We start from the raw sequence: 1,927 nt of genomic DNA, 5'->3' as shown, positions 1-1,927 counted from the left end.
ATTTTCATCACCCAAATTGCAAGGTTTTGGAAGGGGAGGCTTAAAAAGCTTGCAATATGAGGGTAGGAAGATCGATGAGATCATCAAATAGATCAGTGTCTTATTTGTAATTCAGGGCCGACTAATTAGCCTAAGCTTGCTCTTACATCTGCAATGGTGATGAAGAGTTTGTTTTCGGCGTCTTGAAATGCTTGAAAACCATAGTGTTCATAGAAATGTTTTGCTCCGTCTTTGGCATCAACGATAACAACTGGAAATGCAACGCTATCACTAGCTGCTAATAGCTTTCTTAGTGCGTCGATAAGCAGCCACTCACCAAAGCCTTTCCCTTTGTATTGGTCATCGACAGCAAGACGGGCAATCAGACCACCAGAGGTGGATGATTGGTGCTTTTTTTGTAACTTATCAGGCAGTGCCTTTAAGTCAATTGGTATCATTGTTAGTGTGTAAAAACCAATGACACGTGAGTTGTCGCTATCATCTTCCAAAACAAACGTTCTGGTGTTGTCCTTCTTTGCTTGCTGACTCGCCATTACTTTTAAGTAATTATTGAGAGCTTCGATGCCACAGTTGAATCGGTTTCTATCGTGTTTAGCTTTATCTAGAAGTACCGTATTCATCATTGAATTTTGTTCTCGTATCGATCCGCAGCAGCTTTTAGTTTTGAATTCTGTGTTGCAGGACGGTCTAAAGCTTCCATGAGCAAAAACGCATCTGCTTGGCTCAGTTTTAAAGCCTGTTCACGTTCGATGACTTGTTTAGCTTTTTCGATTGCAGCGCTTAGAACAAACGAGTTGATGCTAGACATGCCAGCGATCGCGGCAGCTTTAGTAAGTAAGTCTTGTGTATCGACATCAACTCTAGCGGTGATGCGAGGCAAAGTAGTAGCCATAATGTTATCTCCTATTGTGTCAAAATGGCACATATGTATTATGGTCTTAAAGTGTGCAATAAGCAATCTCTGTGTCACTTTGGCACGCAAACTAACAAGCGCCATCAACGGGACGCTTTGTCACTATGGCAGCTTTCCAAAGTGTCGTGAATACAAGGGATTAAAGCAGTTTGGGTGGTTAGTTAAGCGCCCGTTATTACGACGTTATAAATTAGGGTAGCTATGGCAGATGATAATGAAGAAATATCCATTTTCGATATGGCTGATAGGTTCATTGAGGTTGCCAACCGCCTCGTCTCAGAAGACAAGCAAGATGTCGGTCGAGTAGGTGCTGCTTTAAGGTATGCAGCTGCTCGCTTTAACGCACATGAAGCATCGTTGAAATCGGACAACTTAGGCGAAGACAAAGATGATGCTCTCGAATGGTTCACTGACCAGTATCATAAAATGCTGTTAGAGAATCTTGAGGAGCACATAGAATTGTCGGAAAAATCTGTTGGCGACGGTTTATAACAAAGCAATAAACGTGGACGCTTTTTCAACGCGCCAGCTCTTCTAAGTGTCGTGAATACAAAGAATTAAAGCAGTTTTGGGTGGTTTGATAAGCGCCCGTTATTGCGACGTTATTTCTTATCGCATAGGTGAATATGGTGATCAAATACAATTGGGTTTGTAACCAATGCCAACACGTTAACATGTCTGGTACTGATTCTTGTGTAAAATGCGGCTGCTCGGCATATGCTAACCCAGATGAAATTCTAGCTAGAAAAGACCCCGAAGAATTTAAATTTAAAGAACTAAAAAAGTATATCGAATCGAAAGCAGTCTTCTTTCTTATTGCGCCCGGCTTTATTATCTTGTTCTTTTACAACGGGCAAGCGTTATACTTCACTTTATGGCTAGTTTCACTAAATAACTGATCCGAATAGTGCTACATTTTCGCCGTGCCGTGGCAACCTCCCGGGTACGGCGATACGTTATCCATAAAGTGCTTCACCTTCCTGAGCAATTGCCACATATGTTTACACCTGTGAT

The 1,927-nt window shown here is 41.8% G+C and carries 3 protein-coding genes; 1 reads left to right on the top strand and 2 read right to left on the bottom strand.

Annotation, left to right across the window (positions count from 1 at the left end; genetic code table 11):
- Window positions 1–125: 125 nt before the first annotated feature.
- Both GMA8713_RS25595 and GMA8713_RS25590 read right to left on the bottom strand, forming a co-directional pair.
- Window positions 126–623, bottom strand: a complete 498-nt coding sequence (locus GMA8713_RS25595) for a GNAT family N-acetyltransferase (protein WP_062715492.1) — start codon at window positions 621–623, stop codon at window positions 126–128.
- Window positions 620–892, bottom strand: coding sequence for a type II toxin-antitoxin system TacA family antitoxin (locus GMA8713_RS25590; RefSeq protein WP_062715490.1), 273 nt, complete (start codon window positions 890–892; stop codon window positions 620–622). The genes GMA8713_RS25595 and GMA8713_RS25590 overlap by 4 nt, the downstream gene beginning before the upstream one ends.
- 222 nt (window positions 893–1,114) lie before the next feature.
- Between GMA8713_RS25590 and GMA8713_RS25585 the strand changes: the two genes are divergently transcribed.
- Entirely contained in the window at window positions 1,115–1,405 is a 291-nt protein-coding gene (locus tag GMA8713_RS25585; RefSeq protein WP_084387846.1) for a DUF3144 domain-containing protein, read from the top strand.
- Window positions 1,406–1,927: the final 522 nt, after the last annotated feature.

Origin of the sequence: Grimontia marina, assembly GCF_900060185.1 — a bacterium.
GTDB lineage: Bacteria > Pseudomonadota > Gammaproteobacteria > Enterobacterales > Vibrionaceae > Enterovibrio > Enterovibrio marinus.
This window is presented reverse-complemented; position numbering and strand designations above follow the sequence as displayed.